The sequence below is a fragment of the Arthrobacter sp. AL12 genome (assembly GCF_029960645.1).
GTDB lineage: Bacteria > Actinomycetota > Actinomycetes > Actinomycetales > Micrococcaceae > Arthrobacter.
Window position 1 is genome coordinate 17,438 of record NZ_JASBQY010000012.1, and the last position, 25,821, is coordinate 43,258.

Consider the following 25,821-nt stretch of genomic DNA (forward strand, 5'->3'; position numbering starts at 1 on the left):
TAAATCAAGGGGTTTCAAGGGATCGTCCCGCGCCGCAGGGGTGAATTCTGCTGCGGAGCCGGGCTAGGCTCGATGCCATGGATCACTCAATCAGCCTGACCCAGCATGTCAACGCCCCGGCGGACAAGGTCTGGGCGGTCATTTCCGACATTCCCGGTTCGGCCGCAACCCTCTCCGGCATCGACTCGATCCAGATGCTCAGCGACGGCCCCTACGGCGAGGGGACACGCTGGAAGGAGACCCGCACCATGATGGGCAGGTCCGAAACCGTGGAGATGTGGGTGTCCCAGGCCGATCCGCCCCGGAGCACCACGGTGAAAGCGCTGCAGGGCGGGGCGGACTACACCTCGCGCATGACGCTGGCGGACCGCGACGGCGGCACGGACCTGACCATGACGTTCGGCGCCGAACTCCAGAACCGCTCCCGGATGCACAAGCTGGCAATGGCCGTCTTCGGACAACTGGGCATGGGCATCACCCGCAAGGCCCTCGCCAAGGACCTGGCGGAAATCGCGGCCAAGGCCGAGTCGCTCTAATGGCCCGGGGCACCGCGTCCAAGGCGCCGAAGGTCACCGCGCCGCGGCTCAGCCCGGTCCGGCTGGCGGAGCTTCGGGACGACCTCTCCCCGGATTTCCAGTCCGGGGAGAGGTATGACGGCGTCCGGTACAGCAGGGCCTCCGCCGACGGTCTGGAACTCGCCGGCACCGACTTTGCCGAGTGCGACTTCCAGGGCGTGTCCTTCAACGAGACCCAGCTGCGCGGAGCCACCTTCCGTGACTGCATCCTGGCCGAGGTCTACGCCCCCGTGTTCATGGCGGCCCGGAGCACCCTGCGCGACGTCGAAATCGGCAACCCCCGCTGGGGTTCCGCGGAACTCTACGAAAGCGGCTGGCAGTCCGTGCGGATCGACGGCGGGAAGCTCGACTACGTGAACCTCCGCGGTTCCAAGCTCACGGACGTGCAGATCAGCGACTGCATCATCGCCGAACTGGACCTCGGTTCCTGCGCGGCGACCCGGGTGGCGCTGAAGAACTGCACCGTCGGCACCCTCGACGTCGCCGGCGCCAGGCTCACGGACTTCGACATCCGCGGCACCGACATCCGCACCATCAGCGGGCTGGAAAGCCTCGCCGGCCTCGTGATCGACGACTACCAGCTCGGCCTGCTCGCCCCGCTCATGGCGAGCCACCTCGGCGTCGTCGTCGCGTAAGTTACCGCGTGAGTTACTGCGTAATCCGGCGGGGGTTTGATTGACCCCCTTGCCGCGCCGTGTAATCTTTATAGAACGAACGGTCAGTAAATTGGCGCGCCGGCGGGTCGGACGCGGACGCCGCCGCCGGGAGTTCTTTCGATGACAGATTCGATGACAGAGACGTTTATCGCGTGAAGGGTGTACCCATGGCATCAGCAGCAGCAGGACCACAGGCATTTCTCGTAGGCGGCGCCCGCACCGCGGTGGGCCGTTACGGCGGGGCACTCTCCGCGGTCCGCCCCGATGACCTGGCCGCCCTGGTGGTCCGCGAGGCTGTGGCCCGGGCCGGGCTGGACCCCGAGAGCATCGACGAGGTCATCCTCGGCAACGCCAACGGCGCCGGCGAGGAAAACCGCAACGTCGCCCGGATGGCCACCATCCTGGCCGGCCTGCCGCTGCACATCCCCGGCATCACCGTGAACCGGCTCTGCGCCTCCGGCCTGAGCGCCATCATCATGGCCAGCCACATGATCAAGTCCGGCGCCGCGGACATCGTGATCGCCGGCGGCGTCGAATCCATGAGCCGCGCCCCCTGGGTGCAGGAGAAACCGCGGACCGCGTTCGCCAAGCCGGGGGAAATCTTCGACACCTCCATCGGCTGGCGCTTCGTGAACCCGCTGTTCCAGAAGGGCGAACTCTCCCGGGGCGGGAAGATGACCTACTCCATGCCGGAAACGGCCGAGGAAGTCGCCCGCGTGGACGGCATCACCCGCGAGGACGCCGACGCCTTCGCCGTCCGCTCGCACGAACGCTCCCTCGCGGCCATCGCCGCCGGCCGCTTCGCCGACGAGATCGTCCCGGTCACGGTCAAGAGCCGCAAGGGCGAAACCGTCGTCGACACCGACGAGGGCCCGCGCGCTGGCACCACCATGGACATCCTCGCGGCCCTCCGCCCCGTCGTTGCCGGCGGTTCCGTTGTCACGGCCGGCAACTCCTCCACCCTCAACGACGGCGCCTCCGCCATCATCGTCGCCTCCGAGGCCGCCATCGAGCGCCTCGGCCTCACCCCGCGCGCCCGGATCATCGACGGCGCCTCCGCCGGCTGCGAACCCGAAATCATGGGCATCGGCCCCGTCCCGGCCACCCGGAAGGTGCTCGCCCGCACCGGCCTCAGCGTCGGCGACCTCGGCGCCGTCGAACTCAACGAAGCCTTCGCGACCCAGTCGCTCGCGACCATGCGGCGGCTCGGGCTGGACCCCGAGATCGTAAACCGCGACGGCGGCGCGATCTCCCTGGGGCACCCGCTGGGCTCGTCCGGGTCCCGGCTCGCGATCACCCTGCTGGGCCGGATGGAGCGCGAGGATGCCAGGATCGGCCTCGCCACCATGTGCATCGGCGTCGGCCAGGGCACCGCGATGCTGCTGGAGCGCGTGTAATGGCCGCCGCCGCGACGGGCCTGGACCAGCACGATTTCAGCACCCTGCTGGTCGAGGAGCGCGAGGACCGGCTTGTGGTGCTCCTCAACCGGCCCGAGGTCCGCAACGCGATCGACCAGCAGATGGTCGATGAGCTGCATGCCGTCTGCGCCGCGCTGGAGCGGACCCCGAAGGTCCTGATCATCGCCGGCACGGAGGGAGTCTTCGCCTCCGGGGCGGACATCGGGCAGCTGCGCGAACGCCGCCGCGACGATGCCCTGCAGGGCATCAACTCCACCATTTTCGTGCGGATCGCGAAGCTGCCGATGCCCGTCATCGCGGCCCTGGACGGCTTCTGCCTGGGCGGCGGCGCCGAGTTGGCGTACGCCGCGGACTTCCGGATCGGCACCCCGTCGGTGCGGATCGGCAACCCGGAGACCGGCCTGGGCATCCTCGCCGCCGCCGGTGCGAGCTGGCGGCTGAAGGAGCTCGTGGGGGAGCCGGTGGCCAAGGAAATCCTGCTCGCCGGCAGCGTGCTGCGCGCCGAGCGGGCCCTCGCGGTCAACCTCATCACCGAGATCCACGAGGCCCCCGAACTGATAGCGGCCGCCCACGCCCTGGCCGACCGGATCGCCGCGCAGGATCCCCTCGCGGTCCGGATCACCAAGTCGGTTTTCCACGCCCCCGCCGAGGCGCACCCGCTGATCGACCAGCTGGCCCAGGGGATCCTCTTTGAATCCCAGGCCAAGTTCGAACGTATGCAGGCTTTCCTCGATCGAAAGTCCGAAAAGAAGTCAGCCAAGAAGTCCGCGCAGGATTCAGACCGGAAGAAGAACTGAAGATGAGCAACTCCGTACTTCCCTCGAACCTTCCCGACTCTGGCCTTCCCGACTCTGGCCTCCCCGACTCTGGCCTCCCCGACTCTGGCCTTCCCGACTCTGGCCTTCCCGACTTCGTCGGGGTGCTGGGCGGCGGCCGGATGGGCGCCGGCATCGCGCACGCGTTCCTGATCAACGGCGCCAACGTCCTCGTCGTCGAGCGCGATGAGGAGGCGGCCGAGGCGGCCCGCGAGCGGGTGGAATCCGCGGCGGCCAAGAGCATCGAGCGCGGCGCCACCGACGGCAACCTCGATGAGATGGTCTCCCGGCTCTCGGTCACGGTCGACTACGACGACTTCAAGGACCGCCAGTTGGTCATCGAGGCCGTCCCGGAGGACTGGGACCTGAAGGTCGCCTCGCTGCGGGGGATCGAGGAACGGCTCGACGACGGTGCCTACCTCGCCTCCAACACCTCCTCCATCTCGGTCAACGCGCTGGCCCGCGAGCTGCAGCGCCCGCACAACTTCCTGGGCCTGCACTTCTTCAACCCGGTGCCCGCGTCCACCCTGATCGAGGTCGTCCTCGGCGAGCACACCTCCGAGCCGCTGGCCCAGGCGGCCCGCGGCTGGGTCGAGGCGCTGGGCAAGACCGCCGTCGTCGTCAACGACGCCCCCGGCTTCGCGTCCTCACGGTTGGGCGTCGCGATCGCCCTCGAGGCGATGCGCATGGTGGAAGAGGGCGTGGCGTCCGCCGAGGACATCGACAACGCCATGGTCCTGGGCTACAAGCACCCCACCGGACCCCTGCGGACCACCGACATTGTGGGGCTGGATGTCCGCCTCGGCATTGCCGAGTACCTCGCCACCACCCTCGGCGAGCGCTTCGCCCCGCCGCAGATCCTGCGCGACAAGGTGGCCCGCGGGGAACTCGGGCGCAAGTCCGGCAAGGGCTTCTTCGACTGGACCGACTAGGTTCCAGGCAGCTTAGTTGATGATCCCGACGATGTAGCCGACAAAGAAGAGCATCACTAACAGCACCACCACGGCGATCATGACGATCCACAGGTACTGGGCGAAGCCCCGGTCCTCGGGGATCCGCGGCCCCTGCGGTCCCACAGAGGTCCCCTCCGCCGGTGGTGTTTCACCGGGCGGCACGCCGCCGCCCGGTTCGAGCCCGGTGAGGTTGTTCTCCAGGGGATCCGGATTGTGGGAAGTCATGGGTTTCTCCTGTCCACGGCGCCGCTACAGCGATGCCTGGGCGTCGAGGGTCTTTTTCATACCGTCCATGGCGGGGCCGGCGAGGGAGTTGAACGCCGGCCGGACGAACGGCTCGGCCACCTTGAGCAGGCCCTTGAGCTGAAACTCCGCCGTGTAGTCCACCTTGGAGCCCGTTCCGGACGGAGACACCTGGATGGTGTCCACGGAGATGACCGACTTGTTCTCTCCCCGCAGCGTGATGCGGTTCGCCGTCAGTTCAATCACCTCGTAGGTCAGCGCCTGGCGCTTGCCGCGGAACTCGGCCTCCGCGTGGTAACGGTGCCCGACGGCGACCGGTCCCTCGGAGAGCTTGTCCACCACGGGGGTCCCGGGGTCCCACTCCGGGGTGTGCTCGAACGCTGAGAGATAGTCGAAGGCCCTGCCGGGCTCAAGGACGGACTGGACGGTGCCGGTTACTGTGATCATGGACCAAGCCTAACCAGCACACCCGCAACGGCACACCGGTCCGGGGCCCGGGATGCCGCAGGGCAGCCCGCGATCGCCCCGCCGTAGGATGGTGCGGTGACTTCCCTGGACCGGCCCGCGATCGCCCCCATCACCCTGACCGGCAAATTCGTCGTCCTCGAGCCGCTGCGCCCGGACCACCACGACGGCCTCGTCGAAGCGTCCCGCGACGGCGAACTGTGGCGCCTCTGGTACACCAGTGTGCCCGCCCCGGAGCAGATGGCCGCCGAGATCGAGCGGCGGCTGGCCCTGCAGGACGGCGGCTCCATGCTGCCCTTCACCGCGCGCCTGATTGACCCCGTGACGGGCGGGCCGGGCCGGGTGATCGGCATGACCACCTACATGAACATCGACGCAGCCACGCCCCGGGTGGAGATCGGCTCCACCTGGAACGCGGCGTCAACGCACGGCAGCGGCAGCAACCCGGACTCTAAGCTGTTGCTGCTGCGGCACGCCTTCGAGGCGCTCGGCTGCCCCGCCGTCGAGTTCCGGACCCACTGGCTCAACCTCCAGTCCCGCGAGGCGATCGCGCGGCTGGGAGCCAAACAGGACGGTGTGCTCCGCAGCCACACCCGCAGCAGTGACGGCGCGCTGCGGGACACCGTGGTGTTTTCCATCCTGGAACACGAGTGGCCGATGGTCCGCAACGCCCTGCAGTCCAGGCTGGCCAGGCAGCGGTAGCCGCTGCCTGGCCTTACCCGTCGCATGCCAGGCAGTGCTAGGGGACCCGTGCCCCCAGGGCCGCGGCGTAACCGTCCCGATAGCCGGTTGCGGTGGGGTGGAAAGCGTCATATGGACTCGCGCTGCAGTTGATCGCCAGGCTGCAAAGACCCGTCGGCCCCACGATCCACGGGCTCGTGGACCCAATGCCGTGGCCGGCGAACTTATCGGTGACGCTGACGTACCCTGCCCTGTTCACCAGGGCCGAAAATGCGATCGTGGCGTTGAGCAGGTCCGCCGCCGAGTTCATCGACCGTGCTGCCTGGGTCTGTTCCGCGGTCAGCCCGGCACTCACGGTGAAGAGCCGGGGATAGCCGGTCAGCACGACCCTGGCATTTGGGGCCTTGCTCTTGACGGTCTGCAGCATTGCCTTGATCTTGCCCGGCAGTGCGCGGAGCTTCACCACCAGTGAGTTGTACAGGGCCGTCTGGCAGGCCGGGGAGCTCCCCGAGGCGGTGCAGGCAAAGGCAACCTGGCCGGTGTCGATGTCGTTTCCGCCAACCGTCACCGTGACCACCGTGGCAGCCGCCAGCTCCGATGCGTACAGGGTGGCGATGCCAGAGACGTCCTCCGTCGTGGCGCCGAAGCAGCCGAGGTTGAGCGTGGCGTTGCGCACCGCGGGATAGGACGCCGCAGTCTGCAGGCATGGGCTGTCGCTGGGAATTTTGTCGGGCTGAGCGGTGTACAGGCCGCCGCCGGTACCGGCCGCGTACGAATCGCCCAGGGCGATGTAGACGGGATCCGGGCTTGCGGCGGTGGCAGGCGCGGCGGTGAAACCGGCAACCAGCGCGATGGCGGCGATCGCCGCCGCCAGTCGTCCGGACCAGCGCCCGATTGGCACGTTGTTCATGATGAGTCCCCTTGTGAGTTTGCACGGCGGGAGGGGGCTGCCGGCGCACCGAGCGGTGGCGGCCAGCTGGGCCTCCCGAACACCCTGCTGGCGGGACAGGCTGTGGGAGCATCGACCCTCAGCTCCGGGCGGCCATGGTGCAACGCTACCCGCCCGCCTCATGGCCGGAACACGGTAGGGGCTACCCGTTTCCGGGTCTGAGCGGGAGCCGGTCCTACGTTGGTTTACGGCTGCGGACTACCCGGACTACGTGCTTAGCTGGGAGGGTGGATGAGTTCTTGAAGCGTATGGAATGGGACGGGGCGGTCAACGCCTGGCACGTCGCCGGCAGTGTGTTCCGGATGGGACGCCGCGAGTGGCTCACCGACGCCGGGTGGCAGCAGGCGTACGACGGCGGCATCCGGACGGTGATTGACCTCCGCAACCCGGACGAGATCCGCCGCCGCGAGACGGATCCCCGGGTCAGCGACGAGATCCTGGCGGCGTTCGACGTCGTGCACGCACCCACCGAGGACCCGGGCAACAGCGAGTTTCGGGGGCTCTGCGTCCCCTACCTGAACGATCCGGCGTCGTACGCGGACAACGCGCGGATCTTCCCCGAGAAGCTCGCCAGGGTCTTCAAAGCGGTGGCGGAGGCGCGCGGCGGCGTCGTGATCCATTGCTCGGCCGGCCGGGACCGCAGCGGGATGATCGCGGCGATGCTCCAGGACCTCGCGGGAGCGGGTGAAGACGCCATTGCCGCCGGCTACGAGCGGGCCGCGCGGGGCATCAACGAACACCACCGGGTGTCGGCGGTCCCACATCCGCATGAGCGGTACCTGCCTGAGGAGGTTCTCGCGCCGCTGCTCGAAACGCGCAGGGAAAGCCTGCTGCGGTTTGTACGCCACGTGAAGACGGGGGAGTTCCTGCGCCGCAATGGGGTGACGGAGCCGGAGGTGGCTGCCATTCTGGCCAGATTGGGGCGTTAGAGTAACCGGGTGAAGACTCCGACGTATCAGCTGACAGTGCGGGCGCTAGCGGCTGCCGCCCTCGCGCTCGCGGGCTCGTTCCACGCCCTGCCCGCGCTGGCCGAAGCCGGGGGACCGGAACCCGTTTCGACAGCTTCACCGTCGGCCTCGCCGTCAGCCGCGTCGTTAGTGCCCGGTTTGGCGGCGCCCGGTGTGGCCGCGGCCGGTGAGCCGATGGCGTCGGGTGGCGCGGTTCTGTCGGCGGCACCGGCAGCGGCGCCGAACATCAGCGACGTCGGACTCGCGGAAGCCGTCCGGCGCGACCTGGGCATGACACTCGAGGAGTTCAACGCCGCCGGCCAGCTGGGCCGGACCGCCGCCGACGCCCTTCCGTCCCTGCGGGCGCTCCCCGGCTACCTGGGCATCCGCCTCCGGGATGGCCAGATCCTCGTCGAGGGCAGCGGGGCCGAGCTGCAGGCCCGGGTGGCAGAACTGAACGGACCCGGAAGCGCGGCAGTGTTCGTCCTCGTGCCGGCCGTTGAGGCATCCACTGCTCCTGCCCTTGACGGCACAACTCCTCCGGCGGACGAGCCCTCCACTGACCCTTCGGCTGGCCCGTCCGCCGACCCCGTCAACCCCTCGGCTGGCCCGTCCGCCGACCCCGTCGACCCCTCGGCTGGCCCGTCCGCCGACCCCGTCGACCCCTCGGCTGGCCCTTCGGCTGTCCCCGTCACACCCCCGGCCGCTCCCTCGGCTGCAGAGCTGCTCGCGTCCAGCACCGAGCAGCTGTTCCAGGCCTACGTCCGCGAGGTCGGGCCGGCCGGGCTGCAGGCGGTGGCTTTCTCCGGGGGGAACTTCATCATCCGCACCGGCGGCACGAACACGGCCGAAGCCGGCCTGTCCCAGACCCCGGACCCGCAGACTGCGCCAGCAAACGCCCTGGACCCGCAGGCCGCGCCAGCTTCCGCGCCGGACGCGCAATCGGCCGCGCCACCCGAGCCCGCGGCCGCAGCCACGGAACCCGGGAAGATTTCCCCGGCTGACTTCGTGGCCCGGTACGCCAACGTCGAGCTGGAGCAGGGCGCCCCGGTCACCACTGAAGCGGACGTTTTCGGCGGTGAGGGAATCGCCATTGACCGGCGGACCATCTGCTCGACGGGATTTGGCGCGTTCAACGCGGCGGGACTTCCGGTCGTTCTGACTGCGGGGCACTGCGCCGAGGACGGCGCAGCACGGATCGCAGAGCTTGAGCCGCCGACCTCCGCCACGGCGGGCGGGTCGGCGCCCCGGGCCGGCTCGCTCGCCCTGCTCGGCAGCTTCGGCTTCAGCCAGTTCGGCGGACCGCTGAACTCCTGGATCACCGGCAGCGAGGAATCCCCCGGCAACGTGGGCACCGATATCGCCGTCATCGAGGCACTGGACGGCGGTGTCAACCTGCAGCCGGCCGCGACCACCTGGGCCGACGCCGCGAACCCCGGCGCCACCGCCGTGAAGATCATCGGCGTGGTTGCCCCGTTCCAGGGCCAGGAGGTGTGCCGCTCCGGGCGGACCGCGGGCTGGTCCTGCGGCCAGGTGGAGGAAACCGGCATCTACGTCGTGCGCGGACGGACCACCGCGGCCGCGGATCTGCGGGCCTTCCGCGGGTTCCTCTCCAGGAACGTCCAGTCCCGCGGGGGAGACTCCGGCGGACCATGGATCAGCGGCAACTTCGCCGTGGGCACGCATTCGGCCGGCGAGACGTCCGGGGACAACTTCGCCATCGCCACGACACTCGAGGACGCCCTCACCAAGATCCCGGCCCCCGTGCAGCTCCAGCTGTTCCTGAACAAGCCCGAACTTAACGGCCCGGACGACCTGACCGTCGTGGCGGGCCAGCCCATCACGGGCCGGGTCCCGGCGGCCCCGGCGTCGGCCGTTGCCGCCAACTCAAAGGTCCGCATCACCATTGACAAACAAACCGACAAGCCACCGGTGGAAGTGCCGGTCGACGCCGCTGGCAACTGGGCCTTCCCCGCACCCGGGACCAGCGGCCCGCTGAAATTCACGGCCGAGACAGTGAACGGCTTCAGCCGCTCCGGCGCAGTTATGCTGGCGGTCAAGGTCACAAACCTGGATGCCCCGGTGATCACCACCCCGGCAGATGGCGCGACGCTGAAAACCGTCACCCGCATCGACGGCACCGGGACCCCCGGGCTCACGGTAAAGGTCACGGGCGACATCACCGGCTCCGCTGTCGTCGCACCGGACGGCCAATGGAGCATCACCGTCGACGCAGCCGCACCCGGCCGGTTCGCCATCCGGGCCGTCCAAACATCCCCCGGCGAGCTGGACAGCGCCTCCGTCACCCGGAACTTCACCGTTGAGGCTCCGGTCGCCGCCCCCGCCGCACCCGCCGCCCCCGTCGAACCCGTTGCCCCGGCCGGACTCGCTGTCCGGCCGGCTGCCCCGGCCGCCCCGGCTGCCCCGGCTGCCCCGGCGGAGCCCGGGACCCCGGTCCGCCCGGCCGCCTCCGGCCAGTTGCCGGACACCGGCGCAGGTTCGCTGCTCCCGACGGCGGAACTCGCCGGTGGCGCGATCCTTTTGGGCGGCGTACTGCTGGCCGCCGCCCGGCGCCGGGCGGTCCGTTTGTAGGCTGCCGCCGTCGAACACCGCCGCTACTGGAAGTCAGCCAGCCAGAGGTCCGGGCCGAACACCTCGTACTGGATGTCCTTCGCCGGAACGCCGCCGGCCACCAGCCCGCTTCGGACGGACTTCAGGAACGGCAGGGGACCGCAGAGGTAGTACTCCGCGTCGTCGGGGAGGTCCACCGCCCCGACGTCCATAAAACCGGAGAACTCGGATCCGGACGCCGTTCCGCCCACGGTGGTGTTCAGAAACCAGGTCTTCAGCGTCCCGTCCGGCAGGGCGGCCAGATCTTCCCTGACCTGCCCCCGGAGCGGGAAGGACTCCTCGCTGTCATCCGCGTGCAGCAGCATCACCTGCCGCTGGGAGCCGGACTTGACGAGGTGGGAGAGCATGCCGGCCATCGGGGTGATCCCTATTCCCGCGCTGGCCAGGACCAGGGGCCGGTCGGTGTACTCCATGACCACATCGCCGAAGGGTGCCGAGAGGACCACCTCGTCGCCCACCTGGACCTCATTGTGCAGCAGGTTGGACATCTCGCCGTCGGGAATCCCCAACCCGTGGACCCGCTTCACCGCGAACTGCCGGTGCTGCCCGTCGTCGGCCTTCGTCAGGCTGTACTGCCGGGGCTGGTGGACGCCGTCGTGCATGCGCATCTTGATCGTGACGTACTGCCCCGGCAGGGACGGCTTGACCTCGCGCTCATCAATCCTCTCGACCACGAACCTGACCACGTCGTCCGTCTCCTGGAGCCGCTCGACCACCCGCCAGGTCCGCCAGATCGTGTCCGGGGTCAGGTGCACCGCGTTGTACAGCCCGCGTTCCTTGTTGATGAGCATGTTCGCCATCAGCCAGTAGACCTCGTCCCACGCAGCGGCGACCTCGGGGGTGACGGCGTCGCCCAGCACATCCACGATGGCCCACATCAGGTGGTCGTGGACAACCTGGTACTGGTCAGGGCTCAACCCCAGCGAGACGTGTTTGTGCGCGACCCGTGACAGCAGGTGGTCCGGGATCTCGTCCACGTGGTCCACGAGCAGCCCGGCGAACGCCGCGATGGAGCCGGCGAGAGCCTGCTGCTGGCGGCCGTCCGCCTGGTTTCCCCGGTTGAAGAGCCCGTCCAGGAGGTCCGGCCGCGCCTCGAACATATGTTTGTAGAAGCGCTTGGCGATCTCCTCGATGTGCTCGCCGACGACGGGCAGCGTTGCCTTGATGACGGGAAGTGAGGTGTCTGAGAGCATGGTGGATCCCTTCCGGTGCGACCGGTTATACCCAGCGGTGCCGGGTGAATCAGCCCTTCCAAGCTAACAGTCCAGGTCCGGGGCCTTCCGGGTCCATCGGCACTAATGCCAACCTGCGGGATGGGTGTAAAAGAGGCCGGCAGCGCATCCCTCGCGGGATGCGCTGCCGGCCGCCTCTTCAGTGCCGGGCCGACGGCTCAGCGGTTGTCGACGGCTCCGCGGCTCAGCGGCGTTCTAGTCGCGCCATTTGGCCGAGTCGACCACCTGGACCGCAACGTCGAGGGTGCCTTTCTCGAGGCTGCCCCACGCGTACACAATCGTGTTCTTGCCCTTCTTGACCGGAATGTCGGCCGGGCCGATCAGGGGCTTGGTGGTGCCGGCTGCCGCAACTGCGGCGGACACCGTTCCTGCCTTCAGCGTCAGCACTTCCTGCTCGGGGTTCTTCAGGTCCTCGATGACCGCGGTGTCCCCTGCAAGGACGTCGACGGCGGGCGCCGCCGCCACGTGCCTGACCGTCAGCTTGCCCTCGCCCTTGGGGCTGGCCGAGGTGTCGTTCTTGAACAGTGTGGCGGTGGGCGCCCCGGAGGCATCCAGATGCGCGACGGCGGTGTAGTTCCGGCCCTCCTTGAGATGGACCTTGACCGGGCCGATCACCGGGTGGTCCGCGCTGGTGGCGTCGGCGCCCGTGATGGCGATCTTGTAGCTGCCGTCGTCAAGCTTCAGCGGGCCCGCAAGCTGGCCGGGCTCGAAGTTGTCCAGGGTGAGCTTGCCGTCCACCCACACGTCCACGGTGAGGCCGGGCACGCCGTGCAGGACGGACAGGAGGGCATCGTCGCTGTGGTGCCTGTCGCCGTCGTCCTTCCCGCCCGCCTGGGCGGGGGCAGCGAAGGTGAGCGCTGCCAGCATGGACAATGCCCCGGCGGCATAAATGGATTTGCGCATTTCAAACTCCTCGTTGAGTTGCCCGGATCCGGGCGGTGATTTGCTTACACCGTTACTACCGGCCGGGGCGCCAGTTTGGATGCAGCCGGCGGGCACTTTTGCCGCACCGGCCCCACGCTCACCGGGCTCGCGGGGAGCCGGGGGCCGAGGGGAGCCGGGGGCACGTCGCGCTCACCGGGTTCGCCGGACCGGGACTCGCGCTCACCGGGTTCGCCGGACCGGGCCCCACGCTCACCGGGTTCGCCGGCTCGCGGGCTCGGGACCGGGACCCGGACTCGCGCTCACCGGGTTCGCCGGCTCGAGCTGGCGCCGGACCCGGACCCGCGCTCACCGGGTTCGCCGGAAAGCTGCCCAGTCGCCGTTGCGTTACGGCGACTCCGCAGCTCTTGGGCGAATTGGGCGCGGTGCCGCGGCGTCCAGCCGAACTCGCAGCCCCTGGGGCGACCCGGTGGGTGCGTCCAGCCGGTCGGCCCGGTCGGCCCCGTCAGCCCGGCGGTTTCGCCTCCGTAGGCCCGGCCAGCCGCCCCGGGGCCCAGCCCGACCCGCCGCCGTCGCCCGCTCAGCCTTTGCGGTCCAGCAGCAGATTGGTGATCCGCAGCGTGCAGAGACGTTCGCCCGCGGCGTTGCTGATCAGCACCTCGTGGGTGGTGAGGGTGCCGCCGAGGTGGATCGGGGTCGCCGTGATAGTGATGAGGCCCTCGCGGGCGGATTTGTGGTGGGTGGCGGAGACGTCCACGCCGACGGCGGTCTTGCCCAGGGTGCTGGCGTGGATGACCGCGGCCCAGGAGCCCACGGCCTCCCCGACCGCCAGCGAGGCGCCGCCGTGCAGCAGCCCGAAGGACTGCCGGTTGCCCTCCACCGGCATGGTGGCGACGACCCGTTCGACCGACTCCTCAACGATCTTCACTCCCATTTTCTCGTCGAGCTCGCCGAGGGTGATCTTCCACAGCTCGGTACTGCGGGGCTCGGGCGTCATAATGTCTCCTCTGTGGCCGGAAATCCAGGGGTTCCGGCGGGTCGGTGCCGCCGCAGCTAGTGTGCGGCAGGCCTCATTCATGTACTGTAGACATATTACCGAACGGACGGTCAGTAATGCTGGCCGAGTTGATCTTGCCCCTGTTGGAAGGACCCGTCAACGATGACCACCACTGCAACTGCTCCGGAACCCACAGTAGACACTGTCGAGATCGTTCCCAGCTTCATCCGGGATTCCTGGTGGACCCCCGACGCCGGCTCCGCGGCCGGCGCTGCCTCCGTCCTGGACGCAAGCACGGGTGAACTCCTCGCCAAGGTGAGCACCGAGGGACTGGACCTCGCCGCCGTCGTGGATTACGGACGCACCACCGGCCAGGCGGAACTCGGCAAGCTGACCTTCCACCAGCGCGCGCTCAAGCTCAAGGAGCTCGCGCAGTACCTGAACGGCCGCCGCGAGGAGTTCTACGCGCTCTCCGCCCAGACCGGGGCCACCAAGATCGACTCGATGGTCGACATCGACGGCGGCATCGGCGTGCTCTTCACCTTCGGCTCCAAGGGCCGGCGCGAACTGCCCAACGCCCAGGTGATCGTGGACGGGCCCATGGAGGTGCTCTCCAAGGACGGTTCCTTCGCCGGCGAGCACATCTACACCCGCATCCCCGGCGTCGCCGTGCAGATCAACGCCTTCAACTTCCCGGTCTGGGGCATGCTTGAAAAGCTGGCCCCCGCGTTCATCGCCGGCGTGCCCACGATCGTCAAGCCCGCCACCCCCACCGGCTACGTCACTGCCGCCGTCGTCAGGGCGATCATCGAATCCGGCATCCTGCCCAAGGGTTCGCTGCAGCTGATTTCCGGCTCGGTCCGCACCATGCTGGACCACCTTGACTACCGCGACATCGTGGCCTTCACCGGGTCCGCCTCCACCGCGAACACGCTCAAGTCCCACGCCAACGTGGTCAAGGGCGGGGTCCGCTTCACCTCGGAAACCGACTCCCTGAACGCCTCGATCCTGGGCCCGGATGCAGTCAAGGGCACCCCGGAATTTGAGGCCTTCATCAAGTCCCTGGTCACCGAGATGACTGCCAAGGCCGGCCAGAAGTGCACCTCGATCCGCCGGGCCATCGTGCCGCAGGAGCTGGTGCAGGACGTCATCACCGCCGTCGGGGAGCGGATCCAGCAGCGCATTGTCCTCGGCGACCCGCGCGCCGAGGGCGTGAACATGGGCGCCCTGGCGTCCCTGGAGCAGCTCGCCGATGTGCGCGCGGCCGTCCAGTCCATGCTCGACGCCGGCGGCGAACTCGCCTACGGCACGCTCGATTCGCCGAAGGTCACCAGCGCGGACGGCACGGTCGGCGTCGTCGACGACGGCGCGTTCATGTCCCCGGTGCTGCTGAGCTGGGCCGATCCCGAGGCCGACGAGGTCCACTCGCTGGAGGCCTTTGGCCCGGTCTCCTCGGTGATCGGCTACACGGACCTGCCCGACGCCGTCCGCCTCGCCGCCCGCGGTGGCGGCTCGCTCGTCGCCTCGGTCTGCACCAACGACCCCGACGTCGCCCGCGAACTCGTCACCGGCATCGCCGCCCACCACGGCCGCGTGCACATGCTCAACCGCGAGGACGCCCGCAGCTCCACCGGCCACGGCTCACCGGTCCCGCACCTGGTCCACGGCGGCCCGGGCCGGGCCGGCGGCGGCGAGGAGCTCGGCGGCATCCGCTCCGTCCTGCACCACATGCAGCGCACCGCCATCCAGGGCTCGCCGAACATGCTGACCGCGGTTACCGGCGTCTGGCACACCGGCGCCGACCGCAACTTCACGCTCGAGACCGAGGGCCAGCACCCGTTCCGGAAGCACCTGAGCACCCTGCACATCGGGGACGCGATCCGCTCCGGGCTGCGCGAAGTGACCCTGGATGAGATCACGAAGTTCGCCAACTCCACCGGCGACACCTTCTACGCCCACACCAACCAGGCAGCCGCGGAGGCCAACCCGTTCTTCCCGGGCATCGTCGCGCACGGCTATCTGCTGCTGGCCTGGGGCGCCGGGCTGTTCGTGGAGCCCGCACCGGGTCCCGTGCTGGCCAACTACGGCCTCGAAAGCCTGCGCTTCGTCACTCCCGTGGCCGCCGGCGACTCCATCCGGGTTACCCTGACCGCCAAGAAGATCACCCCGCGCGAAACCGACGAGTACGGCGAGGTGGCCTGGGACGCCGTCCTGACCAACCAGAACGACGAGATCGTGGCCACCTACGACGTCCTCACCCTCGTGGAGAAGTAGGCCGCTGACGCCCCCGCACGTGTGGCGGCGCCGGCGCTGACGCTCCCGCCGAGGTGAGATTACGCGCCCATTGTCCGCGTGGACATGGGCGCGAAGTCTCACCTCGACGCGTAGATTGGCAGGTTCTTTCGGCCCCGCTCCGGAGTAAAATTTTCAACGTAGGAGGTGGCGAAATGACCTTAGTTTTGAACAAAGCCACAACAGTCCTGCCGGTCGATGATGTCGAGCGCGCCCACCGTTTCTATGCAGAAGCCTTGGGTCTCCCGCACCGTGGATTGGCAGACGACGGAAGCGACCTATTCGGCACCGACGGCGGCCCCATGCTGCAGCTGATGCCCGTCAGGGACGGGATGCACTCCGAGCACACCACCCTGAGTTTCGAAGTCTCCGAGATCGAACGGGCCGTCCAGGAATTGGAGTCCAAGGGCGTCCAGTTCCAGGACTACGACCTGCCGGATCTCAAGACCGAGAACCACATTTGTACAACGGATTCCGAGAAGTGCGCCTGGTTCATGGACACCGAGCACAACATCCTCTGCGTTCACGAGAACATCACCACGCCCGTGGATTACCAGCTCTAAACGGCGCACCCCCGGAGTCGAACACTGACAGCGCCCCGGCCCGCGCCGGGGCGCTTTTCCGTGCTGCGGGCAGCTCCGGGTTGCCGTCCGGGGGCACATTGACCCGGATCCACCGAGCTTTAAGGCCGAAATCCGCGCTGCGGCCGTCGATGTGCCCCCGGACCGCCGGAGAGGAATCCCTCCGCGCGCCTGGCCATGGCCACCCCTACCTAAAACCGGAAACCGGACGCCTGCCCGCAGCTCGCCAAGGGCTGCAGCCGTCAAAGTGTCCCCGGACCGCTGGGACGCGACCACGGCGTCACCGGGCGCGGCTGGAGCACGCCGTCGACTGTCAGGTCCACCCGCTCGTTGAAGAAGCTGAGGAGCCCGTGGATCTGGGCGGCGTCGCGGTACCTCCGGTCATAGCTCCACGCGAGGTTCCTGCCCTCGTCGGACTCCGGGTAGCTCCAATAGCTGGCCCGGCCCTTGTACGGGCACACCGTCCGCTTGGGACTTTCCTCCAGCAGGTCCATCCGCACATCCGTTGGCGGGATGTAGTAGCGCACGGGGAGCAGGGTCTCGTAGAGCAGCTGCGCGCCGTTCGTGCTGGCGAGAGTCACGCCGTCGAGCGCCACCTGCACGTCCACGGACGAAGCGCGGATATCGACGCGGTGGAACGGATCACGCGGGTGGCCGATTATCTCCTCGTCATCCTCGAGCCAGTCGAACGCCCGGAAATCCAGGATGACATACCCGGCCAGGTCAGGGTCCTCGGGGCGGAACGCGGTCCGGGGAGCCGTCGCCGCCGCCGTCACGACGTCCAGTTCCCCGCCGGCTGCGGTGTGCTTGCCAAACGACGTCGAGGGGTCGAGCGACGTCGGGGCCGTGCCTTTCCGTATGGCGACGGGGTGCTCCTCGACCGACGCCGCCGGCAGGGCCGGTGACGTGAGCTCCGCCAGCAGGTCCTGCTCCGGCACGGCGTAGACGGGGGTGATCCGCCGCGGTTCCCAGACCAGATAGGCACGCAGGGTATCGACGACGGCGGACCCGTCAAGGCTCGCGCGGACCCTTTTGGCGGAGGGTTCGTACCGCAACTCGGGAAAGGCGCCCAGGAGCACTGTGGATAATCTCGTGGCCATTCCCCCAGCGTGGCCCCGGCGACCCGACGTCGTCAATGGGACCGCTCATCAGGTTGACGGCGGCGGCCGAGGCAGTGGCAGTGGCGCGGGCGAGGCATCGCCGAGCCGTCGGCCGAACGGGGGCACTTTGGGACGGCCACTCCCGGAGACAAGGGAGAAGCCCGCTCTGCGGCCTTCAAAGTGCCCCCGGACCGCTGGCGCTCGGCAGTGAGGAGCCCCCGGTCCCCGGCCCCCAGCCCCGGGCCTACCGCTGGCGCTATTGCGTGACGTGGAGGCCGTGGAAGGCCATGGTGATGACGTCGTCGGCCAGTTTCTCGGGGGAGAGGGAACCGCCGGGTTTGTACCACTCGACGATGGAGTTGATGGTGCCGAACAGCAGGCGGGTGACGGTGCGGGGGTCGATGTCCTGGCGGAGCGACCCCTCGTCGCGGGCGGCGGAAATCAGTGCCGCGACCTTGTGGTCGAAGGTGCGCCGGCGTTCCATCGCGTCGCGTTCGATCTCGGTGTTGCCCCGCAGCCGCAGCAGCAGGGTGACGAACGGAAGCCGCTCCACCAGCACCGAGATGGTCTCGCGCAGGACGAACTCCAGCCGGGCCTCGGCGGTGCCGGTCTGCGCCTGCGGCTGGTCCAGGATGGCCTCGAGGCCGCCCAGGGCGTGGTCCAGCGCGAGCTTCAGGAGGTCGCCCTTGGACGGCACGTGGTGGTAGATGGCGGACTTCGAGATGCCCAGGTTTTCAGCGAGGATGCCCATGGACGTGGCGTCGTAGCCGTGGCGGTTGAAGACGTCCACAGCGATCACCAGGACCGACTGCTGGTCATAACCGGGTCGGCCGCGTTTGGTGTTGGCTGCTGTAGTGGGCATACTCGCTAGTTTCTCACGATCAGGAGATCAGTCAGCCCGCGGGCGGCCCGGGCGGGCCAGCCGGCGGGCTGGACATGACGGGTCAGGCCTTGGGACGCAGGTCGTAGATCCGGCGGAGCTTGCCGTTGGACCGTTCCAGGGAGCCGGGCTCGACTACGTCGACGGCGCAGGAGGAGCCGACGTGGATCTTGATCTGCTGCTGCAGGGCCTTGGCCGCGGCCGCGCCGCTCTCGATCGTGACGGACTCGCGGCGTTCAATCTTGACGGTCATCTGGTCCATCCGATGGCCCTCGGGGCGGGTGAGCTCGAGCTGGAAGTGCGGGCTCAGCTCGGGGATGCGCAGCGCGATCTCCTCGATCTGCGAGGGGAACAGGTTCACGCCGCGCAGGATGATCATGTCATCGCTGCGACCGGTGATGCGGCCCATCCGGCGATGCGCGGGGCGGGCGGTGCCGGGCAGCAGCCGGGTGAGATCCTTGGTGCGGTACCGGATGATCGGCAGCGCTTCCTTGGTGAGCGAGGTGAAGACCAGCTCGCCGTGTTCGCCGTCGTCCAGGACCACGGAGGGGTCGAAGGCGTCGATGATCTCGGGGCGGAAGTGGTCCTCCCAGATGTGGCTGCCGTCCTGGGTTTCCACGGCTTCGCCGGCCACGCCCGGGCCCATGACCTCGGAGAGCCCGTAGATGTCGCAGGCCTTGAGGTTCATGGTCACTTCGAGCTCGTGGCGCATCTCCTCGGTCCACGGCTCGGCACCCAGCACGGCGTACTTGAGCGAGGTGGAGGCCGGGTCGATGCCCTGCTTCATCATCGCGTCGGCGATGGTCAGCAGGTAGGTCGGGGTGGCCAGGATCGCGTCGGGCTTGAAGTCCTGGATGAGCGTGATCTGGCGTTCGGTCTGGCCGCCCGAGATCGGGATGACCGTGCAGCCGAGGGCCTCGGCGCCGGCGTGGGCGCCCATGCCGCCGGTGAACAGGCCGTAGCCGTAGGCGTTGTGGACCTTCATGCCGGGGCGGACGCCGGAGGCGCGCAGCGAGCGCGCCACGAGCTTGGCCCAGTCGGCGAGGTCCTTTTTGGTGTAGCCGACGACGGTGGCGCGGCCGGTGGTGCCGGAGCTCGCGTGGATGCGGGCCACCTCGTGCTGCGGGACGGCGAACATGCCGAAGGGGTACTCCAGGCGAAGGTCCTCCTTGGTGGTGAAGGGGAACTTGCCCAGGTCGGAGAGCTCGCGGAGGTCCGCGGGGTGGATGCCGGCCTCGTCGAACTTGCGCTTGTACAGCGGGACACGGTCGTAGGCGTAGGCCACGGTGTGCTGCAGACGGCTGAGCTGCAAGGCCTCGAGCTCGTCGCGGGAGATGGTTTCTTCGCGGTCCAGGACAGCATCACTGGTGGGTGCGACGGTTTCTTGGGTCATCTGGGGTTCCCTGTTTCTATTTCTTGGAGATGGTGCGGCTGCGGCCGCGGAACTCGGCGACGAGTTCGCCCGGGAGGATGTCGGTGGGGAGTTCGCCCGGAACCGTGGCGGCGTGCGCCGTGGCTGCGGGGGAGGGCGCTGTGTCCGGCGCGGTGCCCGCGACCGGATCGGCGGCGTAGATCTGGATGTCGTAGAGGCCGCTGCGTCCGGTGCTGGCGCGGCGGTTGGCGACGGCAGTCAGCACCTGGCCGCGGAACGCCGGCTTGAGGAAGTTGATATCGACGCCGGACGCCACGGTGATGTTGCCTTCGTCGGCAGGGTCAGGGTTGGCCGGGTTACAGGCCAGCGCGAAGGCGGTGTCGCCGAAGGCGAAGATCATTCCGCCGTGGGCCATGCCGAAGCCGTTCAGCATTTCCTGCCGGAGCGGCATGCGGATCGTGGCATGTCCGTCGTCCAGTGCCACTACTTCGATACCCATCCACTCCGAGGCGTAGTCGTCTTTTAGGATGGGGTGGGTGTCACCGGAAACCGTCAATCCAGCCATGCGTCATTGCCTCCAGCTTTATTTACCGAATGTTCATTAGGTAATCCCATTATGGCGCCCTCTGTCAAGAGCGGGCGGGCGTATGAAGCCCTCGGAGGACACGGCGAAGCGTGCGGAAAACGCCCGGATACGGTCGGAAGACCCCGCCGCCGGCACGCGGCCAGCCCTGGCGGGCGCGGTGTCAGTTCCGTTCGAACGTCAGCGACCAGGGCTCGTTTCCTCGGCCGGCCTCGGTCCACCCGTCGTGCCGGATTTCGCTGACCACCTCGTCCAGGCTGCGGGTCATCCCCGGGGCCCATTCTTCCTCCGGCGGAACCGGCGAGATCGGCGTTGGGGACATGAAGGTGGCGCTCGCATAGCGCACCTCGTCGGCCACGCGGCCCACGAACCGGAACTGCGTGCTGCCCGTCTGGGACGCGAGGGTGGTGAGGATGCGGGCCCACCAGGCTGTGCCGCCGACGTCCTGCAGCTCAATACGCAGCGTTTCCACAAGTTCCTCCGCTCTGACCCCAACCACCGGGTCCCCCCACACTGGCTGGCGGGCAACCGGAGCGGTAAGGGGCCAAAGTCCCGCCCCAGCCTGCGGACGCCGCGTGGAGAAACGGCGGCAACAAGTGAAAGTATGGAGGGACCGAGCACCACCACGGCACAACCTAAGGGCGAACCATGGCCAAAGGAATCTACGTCAGCGCGACCACCCCGGGCTCCGGAAAGTCGCTCATAGCCCTCGGGCTGGCGGACACCCTGCACCGGCACGCGGACCGGATCGGCTTCTTCAAACCCGTGGTCAACGGCCACGACGCCGCCTCGGATCCCATGGTGGCGCTGATGAAGGCCCGGTTCGACCTCGACGACGTACGCTGCCGCGGCGGGCTGACCTTCTCCGAGGTCCGGAGCCTGCTCGCCGAGGGCAAGCGCGAGGAGATCGATTCCCGCTGCGTGGAGATCTTCGCCCAGATGTCCCGGCACTGCGACGTCGTGATCATCGAGGGCACCGACCTGACCGGCCAGGACGCCGCCGTCGAGTTCGATCTCAATGCCCGGCTGGCGAACAACCTCGCCGCCCCGGTCGTCGCCGTCGTCGGGGCGAAGGGCCGCACCGTCGCGGAGACCGTCGACGCCGTCGAGGTGGCCCGGAAGGAACTCGTCGCCGAGCGGTGCACGCTGCTGGCCATCATGGTCAACCGCGCCGACCCGGAGGACCTGGAGGCCATCGCCGCCGCGGTCCGCCCGGGCGCCTCCGGCCGTCCAGTGTACGTCCTGCCCGAGCTGGAGGAGATCGCCCGGCCCACCACCGGCGAGGTTGCCGCCGCCATGGGGATGGGCCAGGTGGCCGGCCTCGCGGACCTGGAACGCGACGTCCGTTCGGTGAAGGTCGCGGCGATGAGCGTCGCCAACTTCCTGCACGTGCTCGACGACGGCGCGCTGGTGATCGTCCCCGGTGACCGCGCCGACGTGCTCGTCGCCTGCCTGGCGTCCTCGTTCTCGCCGGAGTTCCCGGTGCCCTCCGCCCTGATCCTCACCGGCGGCCTGGCCCCGGACCCCACCATCTACTCCCTGCTGGCGCAGGCCCCGTTCCCGATCTTCGCCGCCCCGGACGACACCTACGTGACCGCCAAGCGGGTCTCCGAGGTCCGCAGTGAGATCTGGTCCGGGCACCGCCGCAAGGTCGCCTCCGCCCTGGGCCTCTGGTCCCGCCGGGTGGATGAGGCGGAGCTGCTGGAGCGGCTGCACCTGCCGCGGCCGGAGCGGATGACCCCGTTGCGGTTCCTGCACGACCTGATCGAGCGGGCCCGCGCCGAGCGCCGCCACATTGTTCTGCCGGAGGGCACGGACGTCCGCATCCTGCGTGCAGCGGAGATCCTGCACCGCCGCGACGTCTGCGAGCTGACACTGCTGGGCCGCGAATCCGATGTCCGGGAGCTCGCCTCCACCCAGGGCATCGACCTTTCCGGCATCCACATCATCGATCCCGCCACCTCGGAGCTGCGCCAGGGATTCGCGGAGAAATATGCGGAGCTGCGCGCGCACAAGGGCGTGGACCTGGCCAAGGCCCTGGAGGTCATGCTGGACGGGAGCTACTTCGGCACCATGATGGTCCAGCTGGGCGTGGTGGACGGCATGGTCTCCGGCGCCGCCCACACCACCGCGCACACCATCCGGCCGGCGCTGGAGTTCGTCAAAACGCGCGACGGCGTCAAGATCGTCTCGTCCGTGTTCCTGATGCTGATGCCGGACCGGGTGCTGGTCTACGGCGACTGCGCGGTGAACCCGGAGCCGAACGTGCAGCAGCTCGCGGACATCGCCGTAGCCTCGGCCGAAACCGCGGCGCAGTTCGGCGTGGAGCCGCGGGTGGCCATGCTGTCCTACTCGACCGGCGGTTCGGGCGCCGGGGAGGCCGTGGACGCGGTCCGCCAGGCCACCGAGCTCGTGCGGTCACGCCGTCCGGACCTCGCCGTGGAGGGGCCCATTCAGTACGACGCCGCCGTCGATGCCGCCATCGCCGAGTCGAAGATGCCGGGCTCGTCCGTGGCCGGGCAGGCGACCGTGTTCATCTTCCCGGACCTCAACACGGGCAACAACACCTACAAGGCGGTCCAGCAGTCCTCCGGGGCGGTCGCCGTCGGGCCGGTGCTGCAGGGCCTGCGCAAGCCGGTCAACGACCTCTCGCGCGGCTGCACCGTGGAGGACATCGTAAACACGGTGGCCATCACGGCCATCCAGGCGCAGTCCGCGGAGCCCGCCGCCGAGCTGGCACCCGCGGCCGCCCTTGCCTAGTCGGCTGCCCTTGTCTAGTCAGTGTTTTCCGGGTCAGCTGTTTTCCGGCTCCGCCGTGCTGTCGGGGTCTTCCTGCTTGGCGGGCTCATCGGCCAGGCCCGACGGCGTGAGGTCCAGGTCCTCCAGGTTCTCCGGGGCCTCGGGGGCTTCTCCGGTCTCGGCGGCCTTGAGGTCCCCGGTGTCGTCCAGGGCCGGGTTCGCGCCCTCGACGCCGGTCGGATCCGTCTTGCCGGACCCGCTGTCCGGCTCCGTGCCCTCCGGCTCGGCGCTGACAGGCTGTGTGGCCTCGGGCTGCGTTGTGTCGTCAGTCATGGAAGTCCCTTCGTGAGTGGTCAAGTTGCTCCGCCGACTCTAGGCGCCCGCCGCGGCTTACGCAACGAATGGCTGCGCTCGCCGCTGCGGCAAAAGATAGTCCGGCAATTTATAGTGGGTCCCACGGAGCGCCCCGCCAGGTTCCTCCGTGTTGCCCGTCCCGGCGCGCCCTCGGGGGTCAGCGCAGCAGCCAAGGCGTAGGAGGCCCCATGCTCGTGCTCGTTATCAACTCAGGCTCGTCCTCGCTCAAGTACCAGGTCCGCGACGTCGAGGCCGGCAGTGTGCTCGCCGAAGGGCTCGTGGAGAAGATCGGCATGGGCGCCGGCGGCGAGGGCAACGGCGAGATCGAGGGCCCGCGCGACCACGCCGAGGCGCTGGAACAGGTGGACGCCGAGATCCATACCGCCCTGGGCAACCGGGTGCTCGACGCCGTCGGGCACCGCGTGGTGCACGGCGGGGAGCGCTTCGCCGAGCCGGTCCTGATCAACAACGAGATCACCCGCGCCATCGAGCGGCTCAACCCGCTGGCGCCGCTGCACAACCCGGCGAACGTGCTCGGGATCCGCGCGATCTCCAAGAAGTGGCCGGACATGCCGCAGGTCGCCGTGTTCGACACCGCCTTCCACCGCACCCTGCCCGAGCACGCCTGGCGCTACGCGGTGCCGGCGGAGCTCTACGCGAACCACGGGATCCGCCGCTACGGCTTCCACGGCACCTCGCACGAATACGTCGCGCACCGGGCGGCGGCGCTGCTGGATGTCCCGCTGGAGGAGTTCGACGCCGTCATCGCCCACCTGGGCAACGGCGCCTCGGTCACGGCGATCCGCGGCGGCGAGTCCGTGGACACCTCGATGGGCTTCACCCCGCTGGAGGGCCTGGTGATGGGCACCCGCTCCGGGGACCTGGACCCGTCCATCCTCGTCTTCCTCGGCCGGGCCGGCTGGTCCCCGGAGGACCTCGATGCCATGCTCAACCGCCAGTCCGGGCTTAAGGGCCTGGCCGGCAACAACGACATGCGCTCCGTGGTGGAGGCCGCGGAAGCCGGCAACGCGAAGGCGGCCATGGCACTCGCCGTCGCCTCCTACCGGCTCGCGAAGTACATCGGCGGCTACCACGTGGCGGTCGGCGGGGCCAAGGCCCTGGTCTTCACGGCCGGGATCGGGGAGAACTCGCACCAGTTCCGCGCGCTCGTGGCGGAACGGCTGGGCGCCCTGGGCGTGCTGCTCGACGCCGGCCTGAACCGCCGGCGATCCAGGGAACCCCGCGTGATCTCCACATCCTCCTCGGCCATCCCGGTCCTCGTGGTCCCCACCGACGAGGAGCGAGCGATCGCCGAGGCCACGGCCGCCGTCGTCAGCCACCCCGCATCGGTTGCTCCATAACCCATCCATTGCTCCGTAACCGCCCTTTTGGGGGGTCAAAAGGGCGCCTGTGGAGCAATCGATGGTGCCCCCTCTCATCGGTTGCTCCGTAACCGCCCTTTTGGGGGGTCAAAAGGGCGCCTGTGGAGCAATCGATGGGCCACCCTCTTGGACATCGTCCCAACGGCGGTTTTTCCGCAGAATGATGCCCGTTTGCAACAGCTCGCTGCGAACACCACGATTCTCAAATCAACCTGTTCTTGAAATCCTTCGTTTTCAAGAACATGGGCTCGCCTTACACCCTGGCTTGGGGGTCCGAGTTGGAGTGCCAAGTAGATTGGGCGATGAGTGGGAAATACCATCAGGGCTAGGAAAAGGGTTGAGCATGGCGGGGAAGAATACCCGGAATGAGATCTGGTCTTACTCCATCTTCGGTGCGGTAGTGCTGGCCGGAACTGTGGCCCTCATGCTGTTTGGCGTGAACTCGTCGGTGTCAGCGGACATCGGGCCGCTTCTTGCAGGGCTGGCTCTCAGCACCTATGTATTCCGCTTCGGTTTGCCCTGGAAGTGGCTGAACTTCCTGTTCCTTGTATCGTTCGTTATCGTCGGCATGCTGCTGGGGCAACCCGGACTCATTTGGATGGGCGGCTATCTTGCAGGGGCCCAGTTCGGTGTTGCCTGGAGGCTCGTGGGTAAAAAGTCCGAGATGAAAGCCACGTGGACTGTAAACGGGCGGGGAATCGATACCCTGACTGAGGCTCGCAAGGTTGCCAAGCAGGAGCTGGATATTTTGGACGGGGAACGCCACCACCGCTTGGTAGTGGAACATGGTCCCGCCCGTTTCGAAGTCGCCGGAAGCCCGCCATCGAAGCTGGTGTGCCACCGCAACCATGACGCGGAAAATGATTTCTCATGGGCGGTCCTGCAAAGCCACGGGCAAGCAGGGGACAGATCGGTAGAGGTCCCGATCGGACGAATCGAAGGCTCTATTCCCTCCCGCTATGTCAGCGACATTGGGACCGTTGATGAGGCGCTGAAAGAGTTCTTGAAGAATCCGACCGCAGCGTCACTCGGTCCGGAGTGGGACACGGCAGAGATTGCATTCGACCTGCGCCTCAGCGCATAACACCTGAAAT

25 protein-coding genes are annotated in these 25,821 nt (G+C 68.5%); 13 read left to right on the forward strand and 12 right to left on the reverse strand.

Annotated features, from left to right (window positions below):
• Positions 1 to 77: 77 nt before the first annotated feature.
• The 5 genes from QK291_RS13275 to QK291_RS13295 all read left to right on the forward strand — a co-directional run bounded on the left by QK291_RS13275 (position 78) and on the right by QK291_RS13295 (position 4,396).
• On the forward strand, positions 78 to 536 hold the full coding sequence (locus QK291_RS13275; protein WP_282382634.1) for an SRPBCC family protein: 459 nt from the start codon (positions 78 to 80) through the stop codon (positions 534 to 536).
• Positions 536 to 1,210: a pentapeptide repeat-containing protein gene (locus QK291_RS13280; protein ID WP_282382637.1), complete on the forward strand. Its 675-nt coding sequence runs from the start codon at positions 536 to 538 to the stop codon at positions 1,208 to 1,210. The genes QK291_RS13275 and QK291_RS13280 overlap by 1 nt, the downstream gene beginning before the upstream one ends.
• Positions 1,211 to 1,398: 188 nt before the next feature.
• Positions 1,399 to 2,628 carry an acetyl-CoA C-acyltransferase gene (locus QK291_RS13285; RefSeq protein WP_282382640.1) on the forward strand — a complete coding sequence of 410 codons (1,230 nt, stop codon included), beginning with the start codon at positions 1,399 to 1,401 and terminating at the stop codon, positions 2,626 to 2,628.
• Positions 2,628 to 3,446 carry an enoyl-CoA hydratase/isomerase family protein gene (locus QK291_RS13290; protein WP_282382642.1) on the forward strand — a complete coding sequence of 273 codons (819 nt, stop codon included), beginning with the start codon at positions 2,628 to 2,630 and terminating at the stop codon, positions 3,444 to 3,446. The genes QK291_RS13285 and QK291_RS13290 overlap by 1 nt, the downstream gene beginning before the upstream one ends.
• Before the next feature lie 2 nt (positions 3,447 to 3,448).
• Positions 3,449 to 4,396: a 3-hydroxyacyl-CoA dehydrogenase family protein gene (locus QK291_RS13295; RefSeq protein ID WP_282382645.1), complete on the forward strand. Its 948-nt coding sequence runs from the start codon at positions 3,449 to 3,451 to the stop codon at positions 4,394 to 4,396.
• Positions 4,397 to 4,408: 12 nt separating this feature from the next.
• Here the strand turns inward: QK291_RS13295 and QK291_RS13300 are convergent, their stop codons facing one another.
• Both QK291_RS13300 and QK291_RS13305 read right to left on the reverse strand, forming a co-directional pair.
• Positions 4,409 to 4,642, reverse strand: a complete 234-nt coding sequence (locus QK291_RS13300) for a DUF6480 family protein (protein ID WP_282382648.1) — start codon at positions 4,640 to 4,642, stop codon at positions 4,409 to 4,411.
• A 24-nt stretch (positions 4,643 to 4,666) separates the two neighbouring features.
• Positions 4,667 to 5,107, reverse strand: coding sequence for an SRPBCC family protein (locus QK291_RS13305; RefSeq protein ID WP_282382650.1), 441 nt, complete (start codon positions 5,105 to 5,107; stop codon positions 4,667 to 4,669).
• Between the two features lie 96 nt (positions 5,108 to 5,203).
• Between QK291_RS13305 and QK291_RS13310 the strand changes: the two genes are divergently transcribed.
• Positions 5,204 to 5,827, forward strand: a complete 624-nt coding sequence (locus tag QK291_RS13310; RefSeq protein WP_282382653.1) for a GNAT family protein — start codon at positions 5,204 to 5,206, stop codon at positions 5,825 to 5,827.
• A gap of 37 nt (positions 5,828 to 5,864) precedes the next feature.
• Here QK291_RS13310 and QK291_RS13315 read toward each other — a convergent pair whose 3' ends face one another.
• Positions 5,865 to 6,716 (reverse strand): GDSL-type esterase/lipase family protein, encoded by an 852-nt coding sequence (locus QK291_RS13315; protein ID WP_282382655.1) that lies wholly within the window; start codon positions 6,714 to 6,716, stop codon positions 5,865 to 5,867.
• A gap of 287 nt (positions 6,717 to 7,003) precedes the next feature.
• Here QK291_RS13315 and QK291_RS13320 point away from each other — a divergent pair, with 287 nt between their 5' ends.
• A complete protein-coding gene (locus tag QK291_RS13320; RefSeq protein WP_282382807.1) occupies positions 7,004 to 7,684 on the forward strand; it encodes a tyrosine-protein phosphatase in 681 nt (226 codons plus the stop codon).
• 9 nt (positions 7,685 to 7,693) lie between these two features.
• A complete protein-coding gene (locus QK291_RS13325) occupies positions 7,694 to 10,294 on the forward strand; it encodes a hypothetical protein (protein ID WP_282382658.1) in 2,601 nt (866 codons plus the stop codon).
• A 23-nt stretch (positions 10,295 to 10,317) separates the two neighbouring features.
• On the opposite strand, the gene QK291_RS13330 is transcribed toward QK291_RS13325, so the two are convergent.
• The 3 genes from QK291_RS13330 to QK291_RS13340 form a co-directional block, all read right to left on the reverse strand.
• Positions 10,318 to 11,526 (reverse strand): globin domain-containing protein, encoded by a 1,209-nt coding sequence (locus tag QK291_RS13330; RefSeq protein ID WP_282382661.1) that lies wholly within the window; start codon positions 11,524 to 11,526, stop codon positions 10,318 to 10,320.
• Positions 11,527 to 11,760: 234 nt separating this feature from the next.
• Positions 11,761 to 12,468: a DUF4397 domain-containing protein gene (locus QK291_RS13335; RefSeq protein WP_282382663.1), complete on the reverse strand. Its 708-nt coding sequence runs from the start codon at positions 12,466 to 12,468 to the stop codon at positions 11,761 to 11,763.
• A 559-nt stretch (positions 12,469 to 13,027) separates the two neighbouring features.
• The gene (locus tag QK291_RS13340) at positions 13,028 to 13,444 is read right to left on the reverse strand and encodes a hotdog fold thioesterase (protein WP_282382665.1); all 417 of its coding nucleotides are present in this window, start codon (positions 13,442 to 13,444) and stop codon (positions 13,028 to 13,030) included.
• A 162-nt stretch (positions 13,445 to 13,606) separates the two neighbouring features.
• Here QK291_RS13340 and paaZ point away from each other — a divergent pair, with 162 nt between their 5' ends.
• Together paaZ and QK291_RS13350 are read left to right on the forward strand one after the other, a co-directional pair.
• Positions 13,607 to 15,718 (forward strand): phenylacetic acid degradation bifunctional protein PaaZ, encoded by a 2,112-nt coding sequence (paaZ, locus tag QK291_RS13345; RefSeq protein ID WP_282382666.1) that lies wholly within the window; start codon positions 13,607 to 13,609, stop codon positions 15,716 to 15,718.
• Positions 15,719 to 15,891: 173 nt separating this feature from the next.
• A complete protein-coding gene (locus QK291_RS13350) occupies positions 15,892 to 16,299 on the forward strand; it encodes a VOC family protein (RefSeq protein ID WP_282382669.1) in 408 nt (135 codons plus the stop codon).
• 260 nt (positions 16,300 to 16,559) lie between these two features.
• Here the strand turns inward: QK291_RS13350 and QK291_RS13355 are convergent, their stop codons facing one another.
• The 5 genes from QK291_RS13355 to QK291_RS13375 form a co-directional block, all read right to left on the reverse strand.
• Positions 16,560 to 17,417, reverse strand: a complete 858-nt coding sequence (locus tag QK291_RS13355; RefSeq protein WP_282382670.1) for a DUF427 domain-containing protein — start codon at positions 17,415 to 17,417, stop codon at positions 16,560 to 16,562.
• Between the two features lie 256 nt (positions 17,418 to 17,673).
• Positions 17,674 to 18,279, reverse strand: coding sequence for a TetR/AcrR family transcriptional regulator (locus tag QK291_RS13360; protein WP_282382671.1), 606 nt, complete (start codon positions 18,277 to 18,279; stop codon positions 17,674 to 17,676).
• Between the two features lie 82 nt (positions 18,280 to 18,361).
• Positions 18,362 to 19,690 carry a phenylacetate--CoA ligase PaaK gene (gene paaK, locus QK291_RS13365; protein WP_282382672.1) on the reverse strand — a complete coding sequence of 443 codons (1,329 nt, stop codon included), beginning with the start codon at positions 19,688 to 19,690 and terminating at the stop codon, positions 18,362 to 18,364.
• Positions 19,691 to 19,706: 16 nt separating this feature from the next.
• Entirely contained in the window at positions 19,707 to 20,234 is a 528-nt protein-coding gene (locus QK291_RS13370) for a hotdog fold thioesterase (protein ID WP_282382673.1), read from the reverse strand.
• Positions 20,235 to 20,415: 181 nt separating this feature from the next.
• Complete coding sequence (locus tag QK291_RS13375; protein ID WP_282382674.1) at positions 20,416 to 20,751, reverse strand: hypothetical protein; 336 nt, start codon at positions 20,749 to 20,751, stop codon at positions 20,416 to 20,418.
• Between the two features lie 149 nt (positions 20,752 to 20,900).
• Between QK291_RS13375 and pta the strand changes: the two genes are divergently transcribed.
• Positions 20,901 to 23,012 carry a phosphate acetyltransferase gene (gene pta / locus QK291_RS13380; protein WP_282382675.1) on the forward strand — a complete coding sequence of 704 codons (2,112 nt, stop codon included), beginning with the start codon at positions 20,901 to 20,903 and terminating at the stop codon, positions 23,010 to 23,012.
• 33 nt (positions 23,013 to 23,045) lie between these two features.
• On the opposite strand, the gene QK291_RS13385 is transcribed toward pta, so the two are convergent.
• A complete protein-coding gene (locus QK291_RS13385; RefSeq protein WP_282382677.1) occupies positions 23,046 to 23,324 on the reverse strand; it encodes a hypothetical protein in 279 nt (92 codons plus the stop codon).
• A 209-nt stretch (positions 23,325 to 23,533) separates the two neighbouring features.
• On the opposite strand from QK291_RS13385, the gene QK291_RS13390 reads away from it, so the two are divergent.
• Entirely contained in the window at positions 23,534 to 24,706 is a 1,173-nt protein-coding gene (locus QK291_RS13390) for an acetate kinase (RefSeq protein WP_282382678.1), read from the forward strand.
• A gap of 364 nt (positions 24,707 to 25,070) precedes the next feature.
• Entirely contained in the window at positions 25,071 to 25,811 is a 741-nt protein-coding gene (locus QK291_RS13395; RefSeq protein ID WP_282382680.1) for a hypothetical protein, read from the forward strand.
• Positions 25,812 to 25,821 lie beyond the last annotated feature (10 nt).